Source organism: Paenibacillus sp. JT22N15 (assembly GCF_059383755.1).
Map to the genome: position 1 here is coordinate 36,336 of NZ_JBXENV010000014.1, position 24,204 is coordinate 60,539.

The following is a 24,204-nucleotide window of genomic DNA, read 5'->3' on the forward strand; positions in this document are numbered from 1 at the left end:
TAAGTTCTAGCTGCTATTACTTGATTTTCGCCAGCTCGTCTTTTACGCTGCTTGCGTTTTGACCGACGATCGCACCGACCGAGTTCAAAAACTGCTCCGCACGCTTCGCGTCAAGCGCTTGGTCGTAGTAGCTGAAGAAGCCTTCCAGGCTGCTGCTGATCGAGCTGTCGTAGGCAAACGCCAGCGGGTTCATTTTCGCCTCGTCAAGTCCAGGGTTTTTCATCGGGCTGATGTTCGCGCCCTCGTTAATTTCTTTCCGTTGCAGCGAGTCTGTGAGGAAACGGATCGCCTCATAAGCAGCTTCTTGGTTCGTCTTCGAAGAAATCGCCATGCCGGCGCCGAAGCCGCCTTGGTAAATGTTAATGCCGCCTTGGCCGCCATCAACTGTCGGGAATGGCACAAAGCCTACTTTATCGGCAAAGTCGCCATCCAGGAAGGAGTTCATTGCCCATTCGCCTTGCAAATACATCGCAGCTTTGCCGTTCGTGAACAGTGATTCCGCCGCTGCATAATCAAGGCCAAGGAAGCCATTGATGAAGCCTTTATGATCGACAGCAAGCTCACGCAGCATTTCGCCCGCTTTCACAAAGCTGTCCTGAGTGAAATCGGCTTCGCCTTTTTTCGCTTTCTCGAACGGCTCCATGCCGCCGATGCGCTGTGCCAGATAAGAGAACCAGTGCAGAACCGGCCAGCGGTCTTTGCCTGCAACTGTAATCGGAACGATATTTTTAGCGTTCAGTTGGTCTACAACGCTTAGCAGCTCCGCGTAGGTTGTCGGAGGAGTCAGGCCATTTTCCTCAAAAATTTGCTTGTTGTACCACAGGGATACTCCGCTGAACAGAACGGGAATACCGTAGTTTTTGCCGTCGTAAGAGAACGTTTCCAATCCGCCGTTAAGCACATCGTTTTTGAATGCTTCATCCTTGTTAAGCGGCTCGGTAATATCGCCCAGCATGCTGTTGGATACGAGCGTGTCGAAAGTTTCACCGCTCCAATACGTAATAATATCCGGCACCTGGTTGCCTGTAATGGCTACTTTCATTTTTGTTTTCAAAGCCTCGTCTTCAAAAAACTCAGCCGTAAGCTCAACATTTGGATGCTCATCGTTGAATTGCTTGATCGACTTTTCAATAATATCTTTGTTTCTCGTCTCCATGCTCCACATGGTCAGCTTCGTTACATCGCCCGATGCTGCCTCCGTCGCTTCGCCTTCCGCCTTGTTTCCGGCGTTAGAGCAGCCTGCCATTACTACCATCATCATTGCCAACAATAAAATAAGACCCTTTTTCATGTTTGTTTCCCCCTTGAATAGTGTCGAATGCCGCAGCTCATAAATAGATGTTTCGATCAACCTTTAACCGAGCCCGCTACAACCCCCTTTTGAATATACTTTTGCAGAAACATATATAAAATAATGATCGGAGCTGTCGTAATGACCAATGCCGCGCTGATGAGCGAATAATCGGCACTGAAGTTGCCTTTGAACATCATAAGGCCGAGCGGCAGTGTTTTGAGCGATTCTTTGGATACCATAACGAGCGGAAAGACGAAATCATTCATAATGTTGAAAAAGGAAAGAATCGTAATCGTCGCCAGCACAGGCTTCGCAATTGGAAAATACACTTTGAAAAACGTCTGGTAGATCGAGCAGCCGTCAATCATGGCCGCCTCCTCCAGCTCCTTCGGCACCCCTTGAAAGAAACCATGGGCAATAAAGACAGCGACCGGAAGATTAAAGGCGACATAAGGGAAAAACAACGCCCAGAACGAATCATACATGCCCAGCTTGTTCGCCATCGTAAACAATGGAATCAAGGTGCTGTGGATCGGAATCATCATGCCGAGAAAAAATGCCCCCAGCAGCAGCTTCGAGCCTTTAAACGGCCGAATCGATAAGTAAAAGCCAATCAGCGTCGATACGACCAGCAGCCCGATAACCGAGAAGAAAGTAATGTACAAGCTGTTGAACAAATAGCCGTTGATTCCTTGGTTCCAGGCCTGCACAAAATTATCGAAATGCCACGATTCCGGCAGCCCCCAAGGGTTGGCGAAATACTCTTTGTTGGTTTTGAATGAGGAAATGACCATCCATACGAACGGATATCCTGTAAATACGAGATGCACCAGTAACAGCACATACAGCAGCAATCGGGAAAAACCTTTGCCACGCGTCCCCGCCGGCTGCATTGTTTGAGTCGCGCTCACCTTCATCTCTCCTTTCTCTTATTCGAATCTGGCGCCTGTACGGCTCAGAAGCTTGGAAATAATAAATGCGAGGCACAGCCCGAACAGCAGCAGGAAAGTAGAGATGGTGCTGCCATATCCGAAGTCCATCATGCGGAATGCATTTTTCATCATATAGCTTGCTAGCACTTCACTGCTATTATTCGGCCCGCCGCCCGTCATAATATAAATCAGGTCGAAATATTTCAAAGAATTAATCACACAGTTCAGCACCGTGAACGTAATGGTCGGCCAGATCAGCGGGATTTGGATGCTGAAAATAATTCTCCACTCTCCTGCGCCCTCTACTCGTGCCGATTCCAGCACCTCTTCGGAAATGCCCTGAAGCGCTCCGAAATAGACGATAATATAAAAGCCGATAAACTGCCAAGCAACAACTGCGATTACCGACCCTAGCGCCGTCGCTTCCTCTCCGAGCCAGGCATGTGCCCAGTTGTCGAGCCCAAGCTGCATAAGCAAATTATTCAGCAGCCCGAAATTCGGGTCGTAAATTTGCCCCCACAAAATGCCAAGCACGGCTGTAGACAGCATAACCGGCGTGAAATAAATCGTTTTCAAAAAATTCGACCCTCTCAGCTTGTAGCTAAGCACAATGGCAAAGAACAAACCGACAGGCAGCTGAATTAAAAGCGCTCCCAAAGTTAAGTACACGGAATTTTTGAGCGAGGTCCATAGAATCGGATCATGAATCAGCCGATTGAAATTGTCCCCTCCATTAAAAATCTTTGCCGAAACTCCGTCCCATTGGAAGAAGCTATAATAAATGCTCATACTGATCGGCACAACTACGATTGCCAAAAAAATCAACAGCGCGGGACCCATGAAAAACAGTCTGCTGCCCAAGCGTCTGACGCCTGTCTCGTTCATCCGTAACACCCTCTCCTAGCTTAATGCGCATGATGCCTGTTGCGTTGTATCCGTTTTCATTATTTTATCAATGACATAAATCATTGTAATGACACGTTGATTAGGTAAAATAGCACTTTCATTGGTTCGTCCGGTCGGGCGATGGAATAAAACAAAAAAACCGCATTCGTCTGAATGCGGTTCTTTTGAGAGGAAGCTTTTAGTTTGTGCCGACTATTGTAGTAGGACGTGAATGGGAACATAATACCCCCAAATCCTGCTAGAAGCAGCCCGCGTCAAACGTATTCCCGATCGATAGGCTTGGTGGACACAGAAGACCCTATTTCTATCGAATAACGGGTTATGGCATAGTTCGCGGACTCAGGAGCAGCTATTGCGATGCCAATCACCATTTTGAAGGGATAATGAGGACGATAACGGATCTCCTGTCCGCATACTGCCCGAAATCGCATAAAAAGCCAGAATAGCGGAACCTCAGTCCCAATCATCCTTAAACTCTTCTGGGCCAACATCCATTTTAAAATCACCTTTTTCATAAAGAAGCGGACTGCGCTCCACCCCGTCTTTGGAATATTTTTCAACGTGACTGACTCGCATTTGCTTGGCATCTGTGAGATCGATGTGGGCAATTGCTACCCAATAGGCGTAATCGTTTTTCTCGAGAAGTGGTGCTGTTACGGTTTGGCCCTGATGATTATCAACAACTGCGCGAACCTTCATCGATTTAAAGCTACCCGACCCATTGCTTATTGCGCTATAGGCGGCAAATAAAACGAATTTTAACGCTTCCGGCCGATGAATGACAATCGTTTCTTTACCATGTCCCGCAGCATCCCCATCCAGTTGAATGTACGGAGCAGTATGAGGCGATCCAAGGTTGCGATAATAGATTTTGCCAACCTGCCTGTCCTTTGTTACATAAAAACAATACAAATCCAAATCCTTATCCGTTTGCCATTCCAGAGTCGCCGTAACCTTGGCCGACTTTTGAATGTTAATGCTTTCTTTCTTCTTGAGCTCTACTTTTAGCAGTTGGTGTGGCTTTGCGGGGGAAACGACGGGCTCGGCAGCGGCAGCCACTTCCGCAAGTGATTCGCTCGATACCTTGAGTCCAAAGTTGCTAACAAGGGCGGCGAGCCCTCCCTCAAAACCGCTTCCGACGGCGCTAAACTTCCACTCCCCTTTATGGAGATAAAATTCGCCAACAACGATGGCTGTTTCTTTGCTAAGGCCTTCTCCGAAGTTAAATCTTCCTATCTCTTCTCCGTTGATCGGGTTATAGATTCGCCCTACGGCGCTGCGAACTTGCGAAAAGGCTTGGCCGTACAATTCCCCATCATGAATGGTGAGTGTTACCGCGATTTTATGTATATCACTCGGTATCTTTCCTACCGATATTTTTATAAGCTCTCGATCACCATTCGCCGGACCTGAGTGTGCAACGGCATGCTGCCGGCTGGACTGTTGATTGTAGAAGATCATATCTTCATCCTGGGCACATACACCTGCTTGATTTAAGAGAAAGGCTGATGCATTTATATCAATTGCTGGATCTGCCGCCTGCCAAGAAAGTCCAATTGCAATATCAGTAATCCCGCGGCCTTTTGTAACATCGATTTTTTGACCTTTTGTGAGGATCATGGATAACCCCTCCTTATCAATCTCCTATTTTACAAAATGACACATTTTTAGTATATCACACGAATTAATGACTATAGACATCGTAACAGCTTCTTAGATTTCTCTTCACCCAAGTCATCCAAAAGCAATGAACCAAACACAAAAAATAAAATAACAGGATTGACTTTCTGCTCAGAAGTAACTATGATAGTTACAACGGTGGTGATAACAATGAAACAACTCAGCAGCCGCTTCTCGATGGGAGTCCATATTTTGACATTGATTGCTGTTATGCCGGGAGATTGCACAGGGGATATTATTGCTGGCAGCGTGAATACGAATCCCGTCGTCATCCGAAGAATTATGGCCCAGCTGAAAAAAGCCCGCTTGATTAGCGTCCGGCCCGGTGTTGGGGGTGCTACTCTTTTGAAAGACCCCGCATCTATTAGCTTATTGGAAGTGTATCATGCGGTTGAAGTCATTGATGAGGGGCCCTTGTTCAATTTTCATCAAAATTCTAGTCCGCGCTGCCCTGTAGGCAGAACCATTGAAGCCTCGCTTACGGCAGAACTGGCTGAAGCCCAAGCTGCTATGGAGCAGAAATTGAGCAGCGTGAGCATCGCGAAGATGATGGGACAAGTAGGATGAAAAAAGCTCATGCAGCAGCTTTTTTACGCGCTCGTTGTAACCACTTGAGTTATAACATTGAAAGTTTCAATAGTAAATAAATCTAGGCTACAAGGGGAATTCGATAGTGGAGTTCCGTTTTATTACACACAAAACCACCTAATGGAGGAATGAATCATGAAAATTTTAGTAACTGGCGCAACTGGACAATTTGGCTCTCACGTAATCGATTCCCTGTTGAAAAAGCTGCCCGCTGAACAGCTCGCGGTAAGTGTGCGTACACCAGAAAAAGCCGCGCATTTGCAGGCACTAGGCGTTGACGTTCGCTACGGTGATTTCGATCAGCCCGAAACCCTTGATAAAGCTTTTGCCGGTGTAGACCGTTTGTTGATCGTTTCCGCTGATGCAGATAATGCTACGCGTATTCGCCAGCATCAAGCTGCTATCGATGCAGCTAAAAAAGCAGGCGTAGGCTTCATCGCTTATACAAGTGTTGCCAAAGCCGATAAGAGCACGCTTTCGCTCGCAGAAGTACATCGCGCTGCGGAAGCAGCCATTCTGGCGACGGGCATTCCCTATTCGCTGCTGCGGAACAATTGGTATGTTGAAAACGAAGCAGGCAGCGTGCAGGGCGCCATTCATGGCGCTCCATGGCTGAATGCCGCAGGAACTGCTCGCACAGGCTGGGCCTTGCGCAGTGATTATGCCGAAGCGGCGGCGGCTGTTCTAGCTGGCGAAGGACATGACAATACCGTTTACGAGCTGTCGGGCAAGCCTCGTACGCAAGCTGAGCTGGCAGCTATCACTGGCGAAGCATTGGGCAAAGAGATCAACGTCGTGGATGTAGACGATGCTGCATTCGGCCAAGCATTGACTCAAGCCGGATTGCCTGATTTTGTCGTAGCGATGTTTGTGGATATGCAAGGCGCAATCCGTGAAGGCTCCCTCGATGTAGAGAGCAATGATCTGGAAACGCTGCTTGGACGTCCGGCTGCTCCTTTGAGCGCATTTGTTACAGCTCTATCTGGACGTTAAGCTATCGCGGATAATAGGATATTTATGGTAAAAAATGAAGCGAGGCTGTCTCGAAAGGTCAGAAATGACCTCCGGACAGCCTCGTTTTAAATACAACGGCTTGAAACCGGACTTGGATATGTGCCCCCCTTGTCAAGGCGATCATACATACCGAAAGGCAGCTTCATGCTCTTCGTTTCAGGGATTCGGGGATTCGGGGTTTGCACCCGGCACAAAGCTAGACTCGGCGGACACAGCAGACGCTATTTTAACAAAATCAGGGTTATGGCACAGGCTGCGGACTCAGGAGACGCTAATGCTCCACAATCGGCCATTTTGGCGGGGTACGGAGGGCAATAACGGATTTCCTGTCCGCTTAAGGCCAGAAATCGGGTCAAAAGCCAGAATAGCGGAACCTCAGTCCTCCAAAAAAGCAGTGAGCATCCCGAGCTTCGAATTCTCAACTACAGTGCTTCAGCTAACTTGCTCTCAGCTACAGTGCTCTCAGCTACAGTGCTTCAGCTAAAGCGCTCTGAGCTACAGTGCTCTCAGTTACAATCGCAAATTAAGGTTCCCCTTTCCTTGAATCATCAGATGAGATTAGTCTTGAATAAACACGCAGCAAGGAGTTGCACCCCAGCTCCGGTTTACATACACACCTAGTTACTCAAGTTTGGCTGTCCGTGCTCCTATTTGGCGTTTTAAACACCTGTGTGGCTGTTCATGTTCCTGTTTAGCAATTCATGCTCCTGTGCGGCTATCCATGTCCCTTCGCGGCTGTTCCTACTCCTGTCTGGCTATCCATGTCCCTTCGCGGCTGTTCCTACTCCTTTCTGGCTATTCATGTCCTTTCGCGGCTGTTCCTACTCCTTTCTGGCTGTTCATGTCCTTTCGCAGCTGTTCCTACTCCTATTTGGCTGTTCACGCTCCTGCCTTCAACCGATCAAAGGCCTCTTGATTTACCGTAATGTCCACCGCTTTTACCTTTTCCTCAAAATAACGCTCGAATTTATGATGAAGCACTTCGCTTTGCAGCTGGGACTCCAGGCTCGCAAGGGGAACCGCATACTGTTCATTTTTGTCGATCAGCTGAATAATGGAGAAGCTGCTGCCCTGATCAATAATGGCAGAATGCTCGCCAACCTTTAATGTTTCAGCAGCCTGCTTCAGCAAGGTGTCGGCCTTGAGCGGAGAGGCTTGCTGCTCTAGAACGAGCGAGCTCTGGCGTATGCCGTCTTTGCCGTACTTCCTCCCCACTTCCGCAAAAGGCGTGCCGGAGTCTAGCTGCTTAAGAGCCAGCTTTATTTTCTCGCCTGCCGCTTCCCGTTCTTCCTTGCTGTAGGAGACGGACAGTTCATTAAAGGTAATTTGGATTTGATTTTCAAACTTTGCAGCATGGAATTGATAACGGTCCTTCACTTCGTCCTTCGTTACCTTTAATGCCCCTTCTCCCAGCTTCTCCTCAAGGTCCAGCCTTAATTGGCTTAAGGAGTAGAAATAATATTGGCTGAGATCGTATTGGGCCAGGCCAAAAATTGCCTTCCCCTGCTCTTTGCTTTCGCCCCGCTCTGCATTGTTTTTCTCCCAACGTTCAACGAAGCTTCGAAAGGAGCTGTCTGCCACAAGCCCATGCTCTACGGCCAGCAGCTGCAAGGTTTTTCCTTTGACAGCCTCGTCCATTGCTTGCTGTCTAAGCTTATCAATCGGACGCTCTTCTCCGAACGTTTCCGTCCAGTAGGCTTCACTATCTTCGGCCCCATAGGTTACGTTGAAATAGTTGGTGACGGCCCCTTTTTCCTTCTCCATATAAAGCAGAAACTCGGCTTCGGTGACAGGCAAGCCACCCACCTCTAGGATGATCTCCTCTCCTTGAGGCTCGGAGGGCAACAAGGCTGCGAACCCTGCGACTGAAATAACCGCCACTACTCCAATAACGACAGCGAATAGCACAATTCGAGACTTAGCCGTGTTGAAAAGCATTTGGTTAGACCCTCTCCGATTCATCCTTCTCCTCCATTCGCATCCGATCCCCTGCTCCACTCAGTTAAAGCTGCGCTCCGCTTTTCCCTTGACCTTTCATTCGGCCTTTCACTCCGCCTTTCACTCGGCCCTTCACTCAGCCCTTCACTCCGCCAAGCGACATGCCATTCGTTAATTTTTTTTGCAGCAGCGCGTACACGAGAATGGTTGGCGCAAGCACAATGACTAGGCCGGCGAAAAGGGAGCCCCAATCGGTAGCAAATTGCTGGATTTGCATCAGATTAGACAAGCCAACCGGAATCGTCTTCTTGCTATCGCTCGTAATGAAGGTCATCGCCAGCACGTATTCATTCCAAAAGTCGAAGAAGCTGAAGACAGTCAGCGTAATAATGCCCGGCCGGGCCATCGGCACAATAATGCGCAGCAAAATGCCAAAATAGCTGCAGCCATCCATCATGGCCGCTTCCTCGTAATCGTGCGGAATTGACTTCATGAAGCCGGTAAGCAAATAAATAGAAAACGGCAAGCTGCCTGTCGCATAAACGGTGCTTAACCAAAAGCGATTATCGAGCATATGCCATTCATTCATTAAAATGAACAGTGGCACAATAATGTAGACGCCCCCAATAAACAGCCCCGCCATATAAAATTGCGATATAAATCCACGCAAGCGGAATTTCATTCGTCCCAGCACATAGGCAGAGGGAACCGCTGCAAGCAGCAGCACCGCCATCGATAATAGAACGATAATAACGGAGTTGATCATGTAGTCGCCCATTTTCGCCGTCGTAAAAGCATGAACGTAATTGCTCCAATTTAGGCTCGACGGCAGCCGCCAAGGGCTTTCCATAACCTCCGTATTGGTTTTGAAGGACGCCAGTACATTCCATACAAGCGGATAGACGACTAAGAGCGCCTGCACGAGCAGAAAGAGGCGAAGAACGATTTTCCCCGGAATGGCTGTCAAAGCGGGCATGTTAATACGATCCCCTTTCCGTTAATTTATTGCTCACAAGCGCGAGCAGCATCGAAATGACAAATACGACAACCCCGATCGCCATCGCATAGCCAAAATTCGAGTTCGTGAAAGCTTGGGCATATAAATAAGTCATCACAACTTCCGAATGCCGATCGGGCCCGCCCCCCGTCATAATCGAAACAATGATAAAGCTAATGCTAAGGACCCCATTAATGCTGAAAATAATCGTGACGCGAATAATCTCCCACAGCATCGGAATCGTAATGCGGAAAAATTGCTGTATGCGGGTTGCCCCATCAAGGTCGGCAGCTTCATAAAGCTCCGGCGAAATGCTGTCGATCCCTGCCATATACATGACCATGTAATACCCGGCCGCCTGCCAGATCAAGGTAATAGCCAATGCCCAAAGGACGGTGCGCTGATCGCCCAGCCACGGCTTCGCCCACTCCCCAAGTCCAATCATCTCTAGGCCAGTGTTCACAAAGCCCATCGTAGGGTGATAAATAAAGGACCACAGGATAGCGATAACAACGAACGAAAGAATGCTTGGGAAAAAGAAAACGGTGCGGTAAAAGCCGCGTTCCTTGAGCTTCGATTGCGTTAAGATAGAGGCATTAATTAAAGCGATCATAATCGTAATAATCGGCACGACCAGCATTAAGAAGCCCGTATTGCGCATGGACAGCAGGAACGTCTCATCGTGAAGCATATCCGTAAAATTTTTAAGCCCGATATATTTCGGCTCATCACTTAACCCCGTCCACAGGTACAGCGACTTTTGAAAAATTTGAAACGTAGGATACACCTTAAACAAAGAGAATAGCAACAGTCCTGGCAATAAACATACGAGGATGAAAAAGGTTCTTTTTGTTTTCATAGTCAACATCATCATTCCTTCCCCCTGCCACAGGTGATACGCTCATGCTTGCAGGCTTATAGCTGCACAATGGTCTATACCGGGCTTATGATCGATTTGCAGAGGCCGCCATTCAAATAGCAAACAGCGGCCCACGTCTTCTTTTTTTACGTAAACAAACCAATTTCAGCGAGCTGCAGCTGTGCTGCACCGCCGCTATTCGCCGTTACATTCAAGCGATAATACGAGTAAGCAGTTGAATTGCTGAACGTATACGTCTTAGTCAAGAAACGGGTGGCAAATGCTTCATTCGTGCGCGTATCCAGCGTCGTCCAGTTCGTTCCGTCGTTCGAGCCTTGCAGCGTCCAGTTTTTCGGGTCCCTCGCCGGCACATCGTTAGCGGACGTTATCGCATACGAGGTCACGATATGGGAGACACCGGTTACAAATTTGTACTGAATCCAGCCTGTTCCGGTTGTGATGAGCCATTTGGTTGAAATATTCGCATCGAAGGCCTTCTCCTTCTCTTCTCCTGACGGGCTGCTTGTGGAGCTCGCCGTTACCGTTCCACCTACCGTGACTGATGTCGGTCCACCGCCTCCGCCGCCTATGACGGTCGATTCAAAAGCGCCAATATCCGGAGCTGCCCCATTAAATAAGGCATTTCCATAAAAATCGGTCGTTCCTAATTGCGGAACATTATAACCGGCATTTATGAGTGGAGAAGTGGCTTGCAGCTTGTAGCCATCCCATACGGTTGCGCCGCTTGTAAAGCCATTGGCTCCTAAAGTCGGCGCTTGCCCCGGGTTAACCATTTGAGGCGGTGCAATCACCTTCGCCGGATCATTCGGTTCGCCAGCCGCATGGCTGTCGGTAGTTACATAAAACGCATTGTTTCTAAATACAGCCGTTCCATAGCTGCCGGAGCTGCTCGGCCAAAAGCTGGAGGAAGGGGTGTTTTTGTCATAAAAAACGTTATTGTAAAAATAATACGGCACACTTTTGAAATAAGTAGAGGCAAGGTTAGCGTTGGAATTCGTAAATTTCGTTACGCCGCCGTTATAAATAAAGACGTTGTTCAGGAAATACGCAGCCGAGCTATCGACGTCGAACCAGCCAAACTTGATTAAATAGGCAGCGTTATCGTCACTGATGTTGTATCTGGCAATATTATTGCTGCTTCGGCCCAGATAAGACATCCAGCCCATGGGGTTGTTATGGGTATAGTTGAATTGATAGACGATATTGCTGTTGGGCGAATCAAAATCAAAGGCGGTTCCATCTCCGTTATTCGCCCCCGTCGTCGTCGGCCCGCCGTAAACCTCGTTGTTTTGGAACGTTACATTTTGAGATTTCCACGGATAAATGCCTGCGCTTTCCGCGTTATAGCGCTTGGACCAGCCATCTACGACGTTGTATTCGATTATTGCCCCCTTCGCATCACATACATCAATTGCGCCTTGGCCTATATTGCGCATGTAGTTGTGTCCGATATAAATATTCGTTTGCCACAAGTTATACGGTTCGATTTCGTCTTGGAACGCCGTTGTCGTCGTGTAATTGAAATTGGCAATGGCGAGCAGATCGACCTTCTCGATGGTGTTATTTTCAATCCTGACATCATTGAACGTCATGTTGGCCTTTAAAGCGCCAATGACATAAAACATAATGCCGCCATTGAACGAGGCGTTGCCATACTGGTTCGGCCATTCGTTCGGGCTATCGACATCATGCACGTAATTATCATGAATATAAATATGATCCATGATCGTGTCGCCGCCTGCCGCCACTTGATTCGTATCCAGCACAACCAGAATGCCGTCTCTTATGTTGGTGGGCTTGCTGTTTGCATAAGTAGTCGTTACTAAATCTACGTTAAAGTTGTCGTCATTCGTCACTTCAAGATTGCTGATTTCCCAATACTGCTGGTTGCGCAGCATGACGGCGCCCGTCGCTTGATAATCCCTCTGCGTTCCGCCACCGTTAATAATCGGCTTTGCGGTTCCGCCATATTTATCGATTTTGATAGGAGACCCTGCTGCTCCTGAGCCTTTAGGCCACAGCTGCCCGTTCCATACCCCGCCCGATTTAAACAAAATTTGGTCACCCGGCTGGAACGTCGTCGCATTCACTTTCGTTAGCGTTTTCCAAGCAGTAGTGGTCGAGGTGCCATTATTCGCATCATTCCCACCAGCAGAATCAATATAATACGTCGTATTTGCTGCACTTACCGCTACCGGCCCAATCATGAAAATAGAGGAACATAAAATCAGCAATACCAATAAGCCTGACATGCGTTTTTTCATTCTATTGCTTCCTCCCACATGTATTTGATTCAGACGCAAAGCTGAACAATGGAGCAATGGATTGCCTTCCTTTTTTTCATATTGCATTTCCAGATATCGCTACATGCTCATCAGCCCCTCTCCAATCGAAAATCTGTCGATCTTTGAATGAGACGGCGAAGCCACATCATTTGGAGCGCAAGCTGGTCTACAAGCTGGGTTTGCCAGTTGAGCTTCAGTATAAATTCATAAGAGCGTTAACCAAATGAACAAAAAGGCAGATTCATATAGAGGATTTTTAGCTGTTCATCGAAAAATGCAGGAAATCATAAAATCCTTCAGGTTTATGAATTATGAGATATAAAAAAGGATGAGCCTGAGGTAAACCCTCATCTCATCCCGCCTGCCGCCTGCCGCCTACAACATGCTATCTGCCGCCCGTTAGGCTCCAGCAGCCTCCAGCTCCTTCTGAATTTCCGAATACACTTTATACAGCTTGGCAGCATATTCATCCAACGTCATCTGCTTGCTCATAATCGAGGAAAATGGCTTATAGACTTCATCACTAGGGTTGAATTTGCTGCCTTTAGCGACCGGCTTAAAGGCGCCATTGACCGCAAGCATGCCATCATCCGCCGCCTTATATACGTTGTAGGTCGTCTCCGTAATATACGATTTAACGAGATCCGGCGCGCCTTTGACCGCCATAACTGCTTTGGCCTTGTCGCCATTGAGCTGAACGATCTTATCCGTGTACAAGTACTTGAGGAATTCTTTGGCAAGCTCTGGATTTTTAGCTTTCGCCGGAATGACTACCGTTTCCACATTCGTCAGGGCCGATACCGGTTTGTCTGCTCCAAACGAAGGAACGCCTAAATAACCGAAGCTGAACCCTTCCTCGCGCGGCGCATCCTTCATTTCATCCTCAAACCAGCTGCCGTTTGGAATAAACATCGCTTTGCCTTGAAGGAACGCAGTCTGCGATTGAGTGTGGTTAAGCGCAACAGTGCCCGTCATCAAAGCATTGTCTTCGGTTGCAATTTTCTCCATAAGCCCCCATACCTGCTTATACGTATCGCTTTTCCAAAACTCAGGATCGTAGTCGAAAAATTGGTTCAATGCTTCCATGCCGCCCGCTGCATAAATGGCAGGAACGATCATTTCCTCCAGGTAGCCTGGATAAATGCCTTGGTACGTAAATAAAGCGCGTCCATTCTCTTTAGCCGCCGCATTTGCCGCAAAGAAATCATCCCATGTTTTAGGCGGCGTCATCCCTTTCGCCTCAAACAGCGCTTTGTTATACCACAGGCCCATGACGCCAAAGTTATAAGGGGCCAAATACACTTTGCCATCATCATACGGGGACGTTGCCCGGGAATTCAGAACACCATCGAGAATTTTATCCTTAAGCGGGGTGCCCTCTGGCGTCAATTCCTCGAATACTTCCGTCAAATCAAGCAGCGCTTTGTCTTTAATCAGCCCGTTCACAAGCGGCGTATTGTCGCTGCCGGAAATGTACATAAAATCGGGCGGATTGCCCGCAACGATTTTTGGCCGAATGAGCTCGCCGATTTTCGGGCTGGCGGTAATGTTGATTTTAGTCCCGGGGTAATCCTGCATAAACGCCTCGGCAGCGCTATCCCAAAATTCCCGGCCATAGCCGCCTTGGAAGACGGCAACGTCCAGCTCTGGATTTTCAAACGTTTTGCCGCTTGCTGGCGAAGCACCCTCAGACGGGGATGCAGCAGCTGTATCCGAAGCCGATGGGGCGGCAGAGGATGGCGGTGTCGCTTCATTGCTCGGACTGTTGCCCGATCCGCAGCCGGCTAACGTCGTAGTAAGGGCGATCGCTACAGCTGCAAAAGCAAACCCATTGTTTTTTTTCATTGATTTAGTGACCCCTTTCATTTGTAATGAACTTCATTATAAGTTCGCAAGGAGCGTCGCTAAATGAACAAAAGAGCGGATGAGTATGGACAATTTTAAGATTTTCATGATTAGACGGGCGGCATGCTTTTTACATTTTTCGGGGGATGGCCGTAGCGTTTTCGAAATAGGCGATTAAAATAAAACGGATCTGGAATGCCCACCTCAATGGCAACCTGCTTCACGAGATACTTGCCAGACAGGAGCATGTCATAGGCTCTGTTCATGCGGATTTCATTGAGCCTGGTCAAAATGCTGCTCCCCGTTTCTGCCTTGAACAGCTGGCAAAGATACGGCTCAGACAGTCCCACATAGGAGGCTACATCCGAAATCGACACGCGATCCGCAAAATGTTTATTTAAGTAGGCCAACGCTTGCCGTATTTCCTGGCGCAAGGTAGAAGTGGATGCAGCAAGCTGCGCTCCTTGTCCTAAAGAGTCCAGAATTTCATCCGAAAGCTCTTTAATGATCAGCTTTAAGCTGGAATCAGAGTCCGCTGCTTCGACTTTTTCAATCCAGCCCTTCTCGTTCCAAGGCGTGTCCATTTGCAAGGCTGCCGCATTAGAAAGCCCCCAAATGCCCCCTGCTACTATGCGCTTCAGCGATTTCGAATGAATGCCATGCTCGGCGGCGGATTCCATTAATAAAAAAGCTTTTTCCACCCACCGTTCAATCGCGCCATCGCCAGAGCCGCGCAAGCACTCCCGCAGCTGGGCTTCTGCTTCACGAAACCGCTCATTCGTATCTGCGGCTAGCCTGGTATTGGACTGGCACCCTGCTTGATACGCCGTATAAAAGCGAAGCGCCTCGGCCTGCCTATTTAAGCTCATTTGCTCGATGAGATGTTTAAATGACGTTGCTGGCTGCCCATAAATGACGCTAATCACTTGGCCATAATACATTTCCGACAGCTTAATCAAACGTTGGGCTATTTCTTCAGGATCGACAATATTTTGGAGCAAGGGAGTGGAGATGATTAAGGTGTAACGGTTCGGGCGGGGATGAAATACAAATAAAAAATGCTTGTTCGGGAACAGCCCCTCGGCAAGCTTCTCTAACGTTTCATGAAAGTCTATCACCTGATGATTAGCGCGCTCGCCTTCTAGCATATTTAGCGTAAATGTATAACAGCATAAGCCTTGTAGCCGAGAGATCGCTTGCCTTTCCTTTTGATTAAAAATATTCCCGTTCAGCTGAGGCTGCTCAGCTTGATCATGCTTTTTCAACAAATCATACAGCTGCGCCAGCTCATCATCGGCCTGCTCTACAGTCGTTGTCTGGGGTTGAAAATAACTCCGTTTGGCATCCAGCTTAGCCGCCATTTCTTCAAGCGTCTGCATAAACGTTTCGGTCTTCAACGTAAGCTTGAGCATATAATCGTAGGCGCCGAACTTGAGCGCCTCGCGCACGAGATCAAAATCATTATAGTTGCTTAAGACGAGAACTTCGCCTTTAAATCCGTCCGCCAGCAAGCTTTTAATCAGCTTAAGGCCATCCATTTCAGCCATTTTAATATCGGTAATGACGATATCCGCCTTGGTTCTTCTTACGAGCTCCATCGCCGATACCCCGCTCGAAGCAGAGCCTGCGTATTCGAAGCGGCTATCCTCCCATTTAATGATGGTTTTGACAGCATGACGAACGATCATCTCATCATCTACGATAATGACTTTATACATGTTCTACCCCTTCCTTCATCGTCATTGGCAAGCTGATTAACGTTTGCGTCCCGCGACCTGGCTCGCTTGAGATTTTAATCCCGTATTGCTTTCCTACATGAAGGCGTATTCTCTCTTCTACATTGCTCATCCCTATCCCTGACAGCTTGTCATGGGAATGCTTCCGCTCCTGCACCTCGGCCATATCGAAGCCTTTGCCATCATCGGAAATTTGAAGCAGCAGCCTGCCCTCGTTAATCGAGCCGTCTACGGTAATATGTACTCTGCGGCCTTCCCCGCTGCCCGCATGCAAGATTGAATTTTCTACAATCGGCTGAAGAATGAAGCGCGGAACTTGGCACTGATAAAGCTGATCATCGCTCATGCGGCATGCGAGTTTAAACGAGTCGCCATATCTCATGCGCTGGATGACGGCATAATGCATTAAGTTGTCGATTTCCTTCTCCAGCGTAATCATTTCTTCCGTATCCAAAATCGTATTATGAAGCAGCTCGGATAAAGACGCGATCCCTTGCTCCACATTTTCGTTCCCGCTCATCATTGCGCTCCATTTCAAGGAATTTAACGTGTTGAACAGAAAGTGAGGATTGATTTGAGCTTGAAGCATCTTCAGCTCTGCCTCGCGCTTCGCCTGCTGCTCCTCTTCGACTTGATAAATCAGCATTTTGAGCCGTGCGACCATTTGATTGATCGTTTCGGATAACCGCCCCATTTCGTCGGAATGTGTCGGACCGAGCCGGGTTTCCAGCCTGCCAAGCTTAATTTGGGTCGCATATTGGAGCAAATCGCGCATCGGCCGATTAATGCTGCGATAAATCCACATGGCCAGCAGTCCGGCTAGCAGCAGGATGAACAAGCAAATATACAGCAAGCTTCCTCTAATCGCAGAAAGCTCCGAAATGATATACGAATGCGGAATCAGGCCAATCATATGCCAGTCTGCTGACCGGATATAGGCGCTGCCTACAAGTACGCGTTCCCCATCGACTTTCGCATAAAAGGTTTTGCTGGGCCCATTGGACATCATGGCGCTAAATACTTCTTGCTGGTTATACGTCTGCCCATGGGGAATCGAAGACGACACGGAGGACACGACGACGCCGCTATGATCCGTAATGTAGAGCCTGCCTCCTTTTCCAAGGTCCACATGCTCAAAAGTATTGCGCGAGAACACCTTTTCATCAATGACGATAACGAGGTAGCCCAACGTTTGATTCAGATTATCCTGGGAAAAAATAATGCGGCTCAAAGCAATTTTATCCGAGCCCCGGTTGGAATGCAGATACGTCCACTTTATGTTGCCAGCCGTTTCCGTTATGCCTTGCAGGGAATCCGCGATTTGGTTTTTCGGATACCATTCATATCCCAGATCAAAAAAGATATCGCTCTCATTAGTCAAAATCACAACATTCGAAATATTGCTTAGGCGAAAGACTTGCTCCCCCAGAGCATCTTTAATATCGGTCTGCAAGCCGTATTTCTCAAAATCCGTCATGCTGTTCATATGCTGGAGCCCGCTTTGTATCAGGCTGTTTATAATAATGGATTCACTAAGGGTCTCGTATTGCGCAAGTTCTCTGGATGCATTCGTCGCGGATTCGGACAACACTTGAAGGGTGGATGTGCTTAGTTTTTCTGAAATAGACGCCTCATATCTAAGGTTCGAATAAAGTGCTACGGAGACGACAGGCAGGAGCGAGGTAATCAGGAAGGCAATTAATAGTCGATGCTTAATAGATAATTTCCGTAAAAATGTGGAAGCCCGCATAGGGCTAAGCTTAAAATTTCCGTTCATCCTACACCCCCGTTTGTTGCTCAAACTCAAAGCGTGCATTAATTCATGAATAGAATAGCTTTATCTTAAGGGCAAATGACATAGCCGTCTATACAACCAAACAACAATAACTTTTTGGGGAGTGCCAAAATAGGAAATAAAAAAGGCGACCGACTATTATAGTCGGCCACCTTAAGTGGTATCGGTTCAGCTCTATTGAGCCTTATTTACTTTTTTTCCATGACAGCGAAGTCATTTTCTTCATGATCCGCAAAGTTAAATACCCGTCCGGATGGCATTTCTACTAAAGGGCCGAAATGTGAAAAAAGAATAAAGCTGCCCGCAGGCAGCCGTGAAAACATAACATGTGGTTAGCCGCTCTAAATGGACAGCGGTATTTCTTTAACTCCGCGCACAATCATCCCCGGTCTCCATTCCAAATCGGCGATATTAGCCTGAAGCTCAAGCCTCGGGAAGCGCCGAAGCAGCGTATTGATGGCGATTTCTCCTTCCAGCCTTGCGAGAGGCGCGCCCAGGCAGAGATGAATTCCTTTGCCAAACGCCAGGTGCTGGCTCTTGCCCCGGGATATATCGAATACATCGGGCTGGCTAAAATGCTCGGGATCACGGTTCGCAGAATCAAGCGCTACGATGACCATGTCATTTTTCTTCATCATATGGCCTTTGAATTCCAGATCCTCGCTTGCCCAGCGACCCGTACTAAATTCGACAGGCCCGTTGTAGCGGAGCATTTCTTCAATAGCGCCATGAATGTATTCCGGATGCTGCAACAGCTGCTCGCGCTGCTCCGGGTGTTCCAACAGGGCAAGCACGCCATTGCCGATCAGGTTGACCGTTGTTTCATGCCCAGCAATAATGAGCAGGGTAATGACCCCATATAATTCTCCTTCCGTTAACTGATCCCCACTTTCATCCGCGACCACCAGTTGGCTGATCAAGTCATCTGAAGGGTTTTCCCGTACAAAGTCAAACCGCTCTTTAAGATAAGCTACGAATTCATCTTGGGCCTGCAAAGAGGCTTCCCGGCTGCTCTCCTCAAAGGAGACTTCAATAATGGAATTTGACCAGCTTCGAAATTGCTCACGATCCTCAGCAGGAATACCTAGTATTTCGCAAATGACAATAATAGGAAGGTGGAACGCATAATCGTCAATCAGATTCTTGGTATGACCAGCGGCCACCGCATCGAGAAGCTCATCGGCTATTTTCTGAATGTGTTCTCGCTTCCCCGCAATGATTTGGGGAGTGAAGCCTTTTTGCACAAAGCCACGTAAGCGTTTATGATCCGGCAAATCCGAGAACAGCATGTTTTTGCCTATTACACTCTTTTGCTCAATGCTGCTGACTTTAGCTATATCTTTAATAAAACGCTGGTCCTTGAGCACTTCCACGGCGTCCTCATATTTGGTTACGATCCAGCCATAATGGCCATTCGGGAAAAACTGCTTAAAAATAGGATTGCTGGCTCGTAATTTTTCATAGACGGGGTAGGGATTCTGTTTAAACTCCGGTGTAAGCATCTTCTGTTCTATCGTGTCTCTTGAATTCAATGCCACCATCTCCTTCCAACATATAGAATACGTATGGTAATCTACGATTCGGCCAGGGACAAAACTAGTGAAAATTGATGAAGAGAAACTCATTCATTTAGAAATCAATCAAAACCCTTTTATGACAAATTTTAATAAAAATTCCTTTTTCTGATTCACAAAGAGTATACCTCACCTACAGAATCAAAGTCAATTTGTGCCACAAACGCGAAAAAAATCATTCCACCCTGAAGACTATTGTTGTACTTTTGCCTCCTCGTTGGAACTTTTCTACATTCCAATATTCCTTTTCTCTGTTCTTCATCAGTTCTAATATTTATGGTCCCCCACAGAATACTGCCCGTTACTATAGCAAAAAAATGAGACCATCTGCGAAGTCAGCGATCTCATTTTTTTGCTATAGTGTCCCGTCGTAAGGCATCTATTTCAATATAATATCCGAAACGCCCTGCTGTTGATTCTCCCAATTAAATCAAATAATTATTCAATACAATTGCTTCAGCTTAGGATTAGAAACACTTTGGAAATCTGCGAATTCGATCCGATTGCGTCCATTTTGCTTCGCTTGGTAAAGGGCTTTATCTACTGCAGCAAAAAGTTGAATTAAATAGCCTTCCGGATTGTCCGGCACATGCTCATGATCAAAGTCCTCAATGGATAAAATGCCCACGCTTACCGTGATCGAAACCTGCTTGACTTCATGCTCTACCAAAATGTAGTTCGACTCTACCGCTAATCTCACTCGTTCCGCTAATTGCTCTGCCAACTGGCGCTTAGTATGCGGAAGGTAGATCATAAATTCTTCCCCCCCATATCGGGCTAAAATATCGGTACCGCGAATGGATTGTTTGACGGCTTGAGCCGTACGATAAAGAACTTCATCCCCTATTACATGCCCAAAGCGGTCATTGATCGCTTTAAAGAAATCAATATCAAACAGGATGAGTGAAAATGGCGTTTTATATTGAATATTGGTTATAACCTCATGAGTCAACTGTTGGGTCAAATAACGGCGATTGTAGCAGTTGGTTAAACTGTCCGTAAGAACTAATTCTTCAAGCTTTCGATTAGCTTCAGATAACTCATTACGGATGCGATCCAGTGAATGATTGCGCTCCTGGAGGATCTCATTTTGCCGATTCATTTCTTGAACATAAAAGCGCTCTTGCGAGACATCCTGGAACGTAATAATATGGCCGATTTGCATCGGGTAAGAATCAACAATTGGGGAAGCTTGTACAATAAAATGACGTTCGATATCGCGCTGGGCGACGATTTCAATTTGAGACAACGTATTTTCCTTTTGCTTATAACGCTCCAGAAATTCCTTGCTGCTGCCCTCTACATGAACAGTGCCAAGAAACGTCTCCATATCAAAATAGTCACCCACATTTAAATCCATAGACGATCGTAAAGCTTTGTTAACTTCAATAATGGATTCATTCTCATCTAATACAAGGATTCCATATGGAATCGTATTGATGACGTCCTCATGGGCGATGGAAACAAGATCAAACACATTGTATTTTTTAATGACATATACGAAAAATAAATCTGAAAGAAAAATGCCTAGAGAAGTAAATCCTGGAATGATCGGCAGCCACTGCTTTAACACCACATTAAGAATAGCGTCAATACCGGCAAAAGTGGCCAGCACGAATATGCCCCACAGCGTAATCTTCACTTGATTTTTGATCATGGGTGACGTTCTTGAAGAATGTAATGCCCCAAACAAAACAAAGAGAGAAGCAAAAAAGTAGCTCAATAGAATAGCGATCACAATCCAGAACCATATGCCATATGCTCTATCGACGTAACCGCCCCTCATCGGAGCTACAAAAAGATTAAACGGATTTATAATGACACCAACTGCTGCAATAACCGCAGGCGCAAATAATAAAAATAGTCTCCTATTTCCCAGCTTGTCTGCATTCCCGGTAAGAAAGATCGTGAGCAGAAGCCAACCGCTTCCCAACAAGGAGAGGGCCACAAAAGACATATTTACATAAAACAACTGTAACTGCGGATCGTCAGTCAGATCTGTAGCAAATTGGCACACCGGCCAAAGCATCATTAAAAAATGAAATAAGAAATACACCTTATGTAAGTTCGTAATCCTAACGGTAGCAAAAACATAAATATATACGACAAACAAGAGGATGAATAAAAAGAGATCATACCATGCTAATGGGCTCACAAATTTTCTCCTTTTTTGATTCGACAGCTACGATATTATCAAATAGGTTTGGTTAAATTAACCACATCTTATCATACAGTCAAGACCGTGAGCTAGCCCACACAATGGCAGTCCAGCCAACCTCTGTCCTATTTCTTCATACATTCCTTTGTATTGCCGATGCTTGAACGTTTCATATTTGAGCTATGGGAAGAGAAAACGTTGTTTTGGGGAGAAATTCCGAAAGTTTTACGAGGGTCTTGCCTTAGGGCCAGCCGTTGCCGGACGGCCCTTTCTTACAATCCTATTCATGATCCAATGGATGATTATCCGAGAACAAATCCGGATTTTCCTTGAGCATTTCCGTTATTACTTCCGCTACCGCAGCCGCATCACAGACCCTTACATCGGCATCGCCTAGCCGCCCTTTATGCATGGCGCCTTTACTTTCAAGCACATCGTCTACCTTCCAAAAATGCTGCGACCACGACAGCCCGCAATGCCGGCGGGAAGGGACAGAAATTTCTGTTCCATCGGGCAATACCGTGAACAGCATCTCATGGCCATCCGTCAGCCTGCCCGGTATGTCCACCCATTCCTCGACTCCATGAATAAAGGTGTTGCGCTTTAAATCGACCCCAACCAGCAATATCGTCGCTCTTCGGTCAAGCAGCTTTCCCCATGCAGAGCCTCTAGCGCAGGGAGTATCGAAATGATGATCATCGTTTGTGAACTCTATTGAATCCAGGCCTAATGCTGCCACCGAATGAGTGGGATGCAATGAACGCACCACACCAGGCCGCTTGCGAAAAAGCTCGGGCAAAATTCCGACGCAGGAAGGCGACTGATCCACGTAAAATTTCGGATTATCCGCATTGATGTAGGACCAAGTATGGGTGGGCAGCACCAACAGCCCATCCTTCATATAGGCGGTGAACGCATCCAGAACGGTGTCTGCGCCACCCTCGACTGGCCCCATGCTTTTCATCGATGAATGGACGAGCAGCGTTCCTTGGCCGTCAATGCCAAGCTGCTCTAATTGCTTCATTAAGCTCTCTATTGTGTGCATGTTCTACCCCCTCCTGGGCTCATTATATCAAAACTTGCCCTTACTTAGGATACGATTTAACGTTTCCTCTATAAAGCGAAAGCAAAGGGCACCCATCCGGGCGCCCTTCGCAGTTTGGGGTTGGGTTTTTGAAAACCGCAATCCACAAGTTATATGGCAATAAATACCTTATAAAGCATAGCTTGTTCTCCTGCTTATGAACATTAGTTGGTTAAAGAAGCCACCCACGTCTCGACAGATATTACCTCGGCCTGTTGGGGGAACACCTTCTCGGTTAACACGCGATGAACCTCGGTGTCGGCATCGATACAGGCGTCGGAAAGCACCGTAAGGGCAAAATCTTTATCTGCCGCTTCCCGCAATGTCGATAGAACGACGCCGCTTGTGGCAATACCGCTGAGAATGAGTGTGTCGATTTGTTGGGAGCGAAGGATGACCTCAAGGTCGCTTCCGGCGAACGCGCTCACTCGAACCTTCGTCACAATCGGCTCGCCTTCTTGAGGCTGCACGGCTTCATGAATCTGCATCATCGCTTCTGGAGCCGCCACACCTCCGGATCGACTGGCAATGCCCCCAAACATTTTGTTTCTAGCACTAATCTCGGGATAACCTGCACGAAAAGCAACACGTACGTAAATAACAGGAATAGCGTGGCTGCGTGCCGCTTCAATCGCTTTTTGGAACGGAAGCAGTGCCCCCGCGCCAGCTGCGTACCGCGACACAACGCTATTTTGCATATCCATGACCAACAGCGCGCTTTTGCTCGGTGAATTTTGCATATGTTTTTAATCTCCCACTTTCTCATCATAAACGGAGGATGCATTCCGTTTTTATTATTATACGGAGAACATTCTCCGTTTGTCAACAAATCGCTATTGATGTAATATTTATAAAGAGGTGTTATTCAAAAATGTCTAAAAAAAATATTCCAGCTGGAGACGCTGACCCTACAGTGTCCTTCATCGCCGCTCCCCCCGAGAAGGCATTGCGGGCAGATGCCAAAAAAAATCGGGATCATCTGCTCCATATCGCCCATCAGGTTTTTATGACCGAAGGCATCTCCGTCTCGATGGATGAAATCGCAAGGCGTGCCGGTGTGGGGGTAGGAACCGTCTATCGGCATTTTCCAACGAAGGAAGATTTGTTTGGGGCCGTCATTGTCAGCCACAAGGCGCGGCTTATGGAAGAAGCCCAGCAATGGCTTGACCACGACGATCCGGGCGAAGCGTTCTTTCAATATTTTGCAACCATTATACGCGAGGGGATTGCAAACAAGGCGATCACCGATGCCCTTGTCAGCAGTCTGAATGTAGAGGCTGGTCGTTCGGACGTTGCGCGAGATTTTTGGCAAGGGATCGACAAGCTGCTCGCCCGTGCCAAGCAAAACGGCTCCGTTCGGGCGGATGCTCGCCTTGAGGATATCAAAATGCTGCTTATTGGCATTTTGCAAGCGACCGGGGACGGCGGTACTTTTCCAGACCGTGTCGTGTCGATTCTATGCGACGGTCTTCGCGGGTAAGCAAAAAATAACCGCTTG

The 24,204-nt window shown here is 47.4% G+C and carries 18 protein-coding genes and 1 pseudogene; 3 read left to right on the forward strand and 16 right to left on the reverse strand.

Going from position 1 to position 24,204, the window contains the following annotated elements:
* Positions 1 to 16: 16 nt before the first annotated feature.
* The 4 genes from AC50X8_RS24600 to AC50X8_RS24615 all read right to left on the reverse strand — a co-directional run bounded on the left by AC50X8_RS24600 (position 17) and on the right by AC50X8_RS24615 (position 4,752).
* Entirely contained in the window at positions 17 to 1,291 is a 1,275-nt protein-coding gene (locus tag AC50X8_RS24600; protein WP_056033446.1) for an ABC transporter substrate-binding protein, read from the reverse strand.
* Positions 1,292 to 1,347: 56 nt separating this feature from the next.
* Positions 1,348 to 2,205, reverse strand: a complete 858-nt coding sequence (locus tag AC50X8_RS24605; protein WP_494862662.1) for a carbohydrate ABC transporter permease — start codon at positions 2,203 to 2,205, stop codon at positions 1,348 to 1,350.
* 18 nt (positions 2,206 to 2,223) lie between these two features.
* Entirely contained in the window at positions 2,224 to 3,111 is an 888-nt protein-coding gene (locus AC50X8_RS24610; RefSeq protein ID WP_056033439.1) for a carbohydrate ABC transporter permease, read from the reverse strand.
* A 474-nt stretch (positions 3,112 to 3,585) separates the two neighbouring features.
* Positions 3,586 to 4,752 carry a TerD family protein gene (locus tag AC50X8_RS24615; RefSeq protein WP_494882076.1) on the reverse strand — a complete coding sequence of 389 codons (1,167 nt, stop codon included), beginning with the start codon at positions 4,750 to 4,752 and terminating at the stop codon, positions 3,586 to 3,588.
* A gap of 210 nt (positions 4,753 to 4,962) precedes the next feature.
* On the opposite strand from AC50X8_RS24615, the gene AC50X8_RS24620 reads away from it, so the two are divergent.
* Both AC50X8_RS24620 and AC50X8_RS24625 read left to right on the forward strand, forming a co-directional pair.
* Complete coding sequence (locus tag AC50X8_RS24620; RefSeq protein ID WP_056033431.1) at positions 4,963 to 5,379, forward strand: Rrf2 family transcriptional regulator; 417 nt, start codon at positions 4,963 to 4,965, stop codon at positions 5,377 to 5,379.
* Between the two features lie 156 nt (positions 5,380 to 5,535).
* Complete coding sequence (locus tag AC50X8_RS24625; RefSeq protein WP_494862667.1) at positions 5,536 to 6,393, forward strand: SDR family oxidoreductase; 858 nt, start codon at positions 5,536 to 5,538, stop codon at positions 6,391 to 6,393.
* 900 nt (positions 6,394 to 7,293) lie between these two features.
* Here AC50X8_RS24625 and AC50X8_RS24630 read toward each other — a convergent pair.
* The 12 genes and pseudogenes from AC50X8_RS24630 to AC50X8_RS24685 all read right to left on the reverse strand — a co-directional run bounded on the left by AC50X8_RS24630 (position 7,294) and on the right by AC50X8_RS24685 (position 23,446).
* Positions 7,294 to 8,376 (reverse strand): peptidylprolyl isomerase, encoded by a 1,083-nt coding sequence (locus AC50X8_RS24630; protein ID WP_494882078.1) that lies wholly within the window; start codon positions 8,374 to 8,376, stop codon positions 7,294 to 7,296.
* A gap of 112 nt (positions 8,377 to 8,488) precedes the next feature.
* Positions 8,489 to 9,328 (reverse strand): carbohydrate ABC transporter permease, encoded by an 840-nt coding sequence (locus AC50X8_RS24635; RefSeq protein WP_494882080.1) that lies wholly within the window; start codon positions 9,326 to 9,328, stop codon positions 8,489 to 8,491.
* Between the two features lies 1 nt (position 9,329).
* Entirely contained in the window at positions 9,330 to 10,220 is an 891-nt protein-coding gene (locus AC50X8_RS24640) for a carbohydrate ABC transporter permease (protein ID WP_494882082.1), read from the reverse strand.
* 134 nt (positions 10,221 to 10,354) lie between these two features.
* A complete protein-coding gene (locus AC50X8_RS24645; protein WP_494882084.1) occupies positions 10,355 to 12,493 on the reverse strand; it encodes a discoidin domain-containing protein in 2,139 nt (712 codons plus the stop codon).
* Positions 12,494 to 12,913: 420 nt separating this feature from the next.
* Entirely contained in the window at positions 12,914 to 14,359 is a 1,446-nt protein-coding gene (locus AC50X8_RS24650; RefSeq protein ID WP_494882086.1) for a carbohydrate ABC transporter substrate-binding protein, read from the reverse strand.
* 110 nt (positions 14,360 to 14,469) lie between these two features.
* Positions 14,470 to 16,077 carry a response regulator transcription factor gene (locus AC50X8_RS24655; protein ID WP_494882088.1) on the reverse strand — a complete coding sequence of 536 codons (1,608 nt, stop codon included), beginning with the start codon at positions 16,075 to 16,077 and terminating at the stop codon, positions 14,470 to 14,472.
* Complete coding sequence (locus AC50X8_RS24660; protein ID WP_235533118.1) at positions 16,070 to 17,872, reverse strand: sensor histidine kinase; 1,803 nt, start codon at positions 17,870 to 17,872, stop codon at positions 16,070 to 16,072. The genes AC50X8_RS24655 and AC50X8_RS24660 overlap by 8 nt, the downstream gene beginning before the upstream one ends.
* Before the next feature lie 206 nt (positions 17,873 to 18,078).
* Positions 18,079 to 18,165: pseudogene (locus tag AC50X8_RS24665) on the reverse strand (VOC family protein); the annotation flags it as partial.
* Positions 18,166 to 18,231: 66 nt separating this feature from the next.
* Positions 18,232 to 19,422, reverse strand: a complete 1,191-nt coding sequence (locus AC50X8_RS24670) for a cytochrome P450 family protein (RefSeq protein WP_494882091.1) — start codon at positions 19,420 to 19,422, stop codon at positions 18,232 to 18,234.
* Positions 19,423 to 19,906: 484 nt separating this feature from the next.
* Positions 19,907 to 21,619 (reverse strand): histidine kinase N-terminal 7TM domain-containing diguanylate cyclase, encoded by a 1,713-nt coding sequence (locus AC50X8_RS24675; protein WP_494882093.1) that lies wholly within the window; start codon positions 21,617 to 21,619, stop codon positions 19,907 to 19,909.
* A gap of 283 nt (positions 21,620 to 21,902) precedes the next feature.
* Positions 21,903 to 22,667 (reverse strand): AAC(3) family N-acetyltransferase, encoded by a 765-nt coding sequence (locus AC50X8_RS24680; RefSeq protein WP_494882095.1) that lies wholly within the window; start codon positions 22,665 to 22,667, stop codon positions 21,903 to 21,905.
* A 203-nt stretch (positions 22,668 to 22,870) separates the two neighbouring features.
* The gene (locus tag AC50X8_RS24685; RefSeq protein WP_494862696.1) at positions 22,871 to 23,446 is read right to left on the reverse strand and encodes a cysteine hydrolase family protein; all 576 of its coding nucleotides are present in this window, start codon (positions 23,444 to 23,446) and stop codon (positions 22,871 to 22,873) included.
* A 131-nt stretch (positions 23,447 to 23,577) separates the two neighbouring features.
* Between AC50X8_RS24685 and AC50X8_RS24690 the strand changes: the two genes are divergently transcribed.
* Positions 23,578 to 24,186, forward strand: coding sequence for a TetR/AcrR family transcriptional regulator (locus AC50X8_RS24690; RefSeq protein ID WP_494882097.1), 609 nt, complete (start codon positions 23,578 to 23,580; stop codon positions 24,184 to 24,186).
* Positions 24,187 to 24,204 lie beyond the last annotated feature (18 nt).

Coding starts and splice junctions, on each gene's coding strand:
- AC50X8_RS24610 (WP_056033439.1), bottom strand. CDS start 3,111: ATGAACGAGACAGGCGTCAGACGCTTGGGCAGCAGACTGTTTTTCATG.
- AC50X8_RS24655 (WP_494882088.1), bottom strand. CDS start 16,077: ATGTATAAAGTCATTATCGTAGATGATGAGATGATCGTTCGTCATGCT.
- AC50X8_RS24600 (WP_056033446.1), bottom strand. CDS start 1,291: ATGAAAAAGGGTCTTATTTTATTGTTGGCAATGATGATGGTAGTAATG.
- AC50X8_RS24630 (WP_494882078.1), bottom strand. CDS start 8,376: ATGAATCGGAGAGGGTCTAACCAAATGCTTTTCAACACGGCTAAGTCT.
- AC50X8_RS24660 (WP_235533118.1), bottom strand. CDS start 17,872: ATGAACGGAAATTTTAAGCTTAGCCCTATGCGGGCTTCCACATTTTTA.
- AC50X8_RS24635 (WP_494882080.1), bottom strand. CDS start 9,328: ATGCCCGCTTTGACAGCCATTCCGGGGAAAATCGTTCTTCGCCTCTTT.
- AC50X8_RS24650 (WP_494882086.1), bottom strand. CDS start 14,359: ATGAAAAAAAACAATGGGTTTGCTTTTGCAGCTGTAGCGATCGCCCTT.
- AC50X8_RS24615 (WP_494882076.1), bottom strand. CDS start 4,752: ATGATCCTCACAAAAGGTCAAAAAATCGATGTTACAAAAGGCCGCGGG.
- AC50X8_RS24685 (WP_494862696.1), bottom strand. CDS start 23,446: ATGCAAAATTCACCGAGCAAAAGCGCGCTGTTGGTCATGGATATGCAA.
- AC50X8_RS24690 (WP_494882097.1), top strand. CDS start 23,578: ATGTCTAAAAAAAATATTCCAGCTGGAGACGCTGACCCTACAGTGTCC.
- AC50X8_RS24645 (WP_494882084.1), bottom strand. CDS start 12,493: ATGAAAAAACGCATGTCAGGCTTATTGGTATTGCTGATTTTATGTTCC.
- AC50X8_RS24640 (WP_494882082.1), bottom strand. CDS start 10,220: ATGATGTTGACTATGAAAACAAAAAGAACCTTTTTCATCCTCGTATGT.
- AC50X8_RS24620 (WP_056033431.1), top strand. CDS start 4,963: ATGAAACAACTCAGCAGCCGCTTCTCGATGGGAGTCCATATTTTGACA.
- AC50X8_RS24625 (WP_494862667.1), top strand. CDS start 5,536: ATGAAAATTTTAGTAACTGGCGCAACTGGACAATTTGGCTCTCACGTA.
- AC50X8_RS24680 (WP_494882095.1), bottom strand. CDS start 22,667: ATGCACACAATAGAGAGCTTAATGAAGCAATTAGAGCAGCTTGGCATT.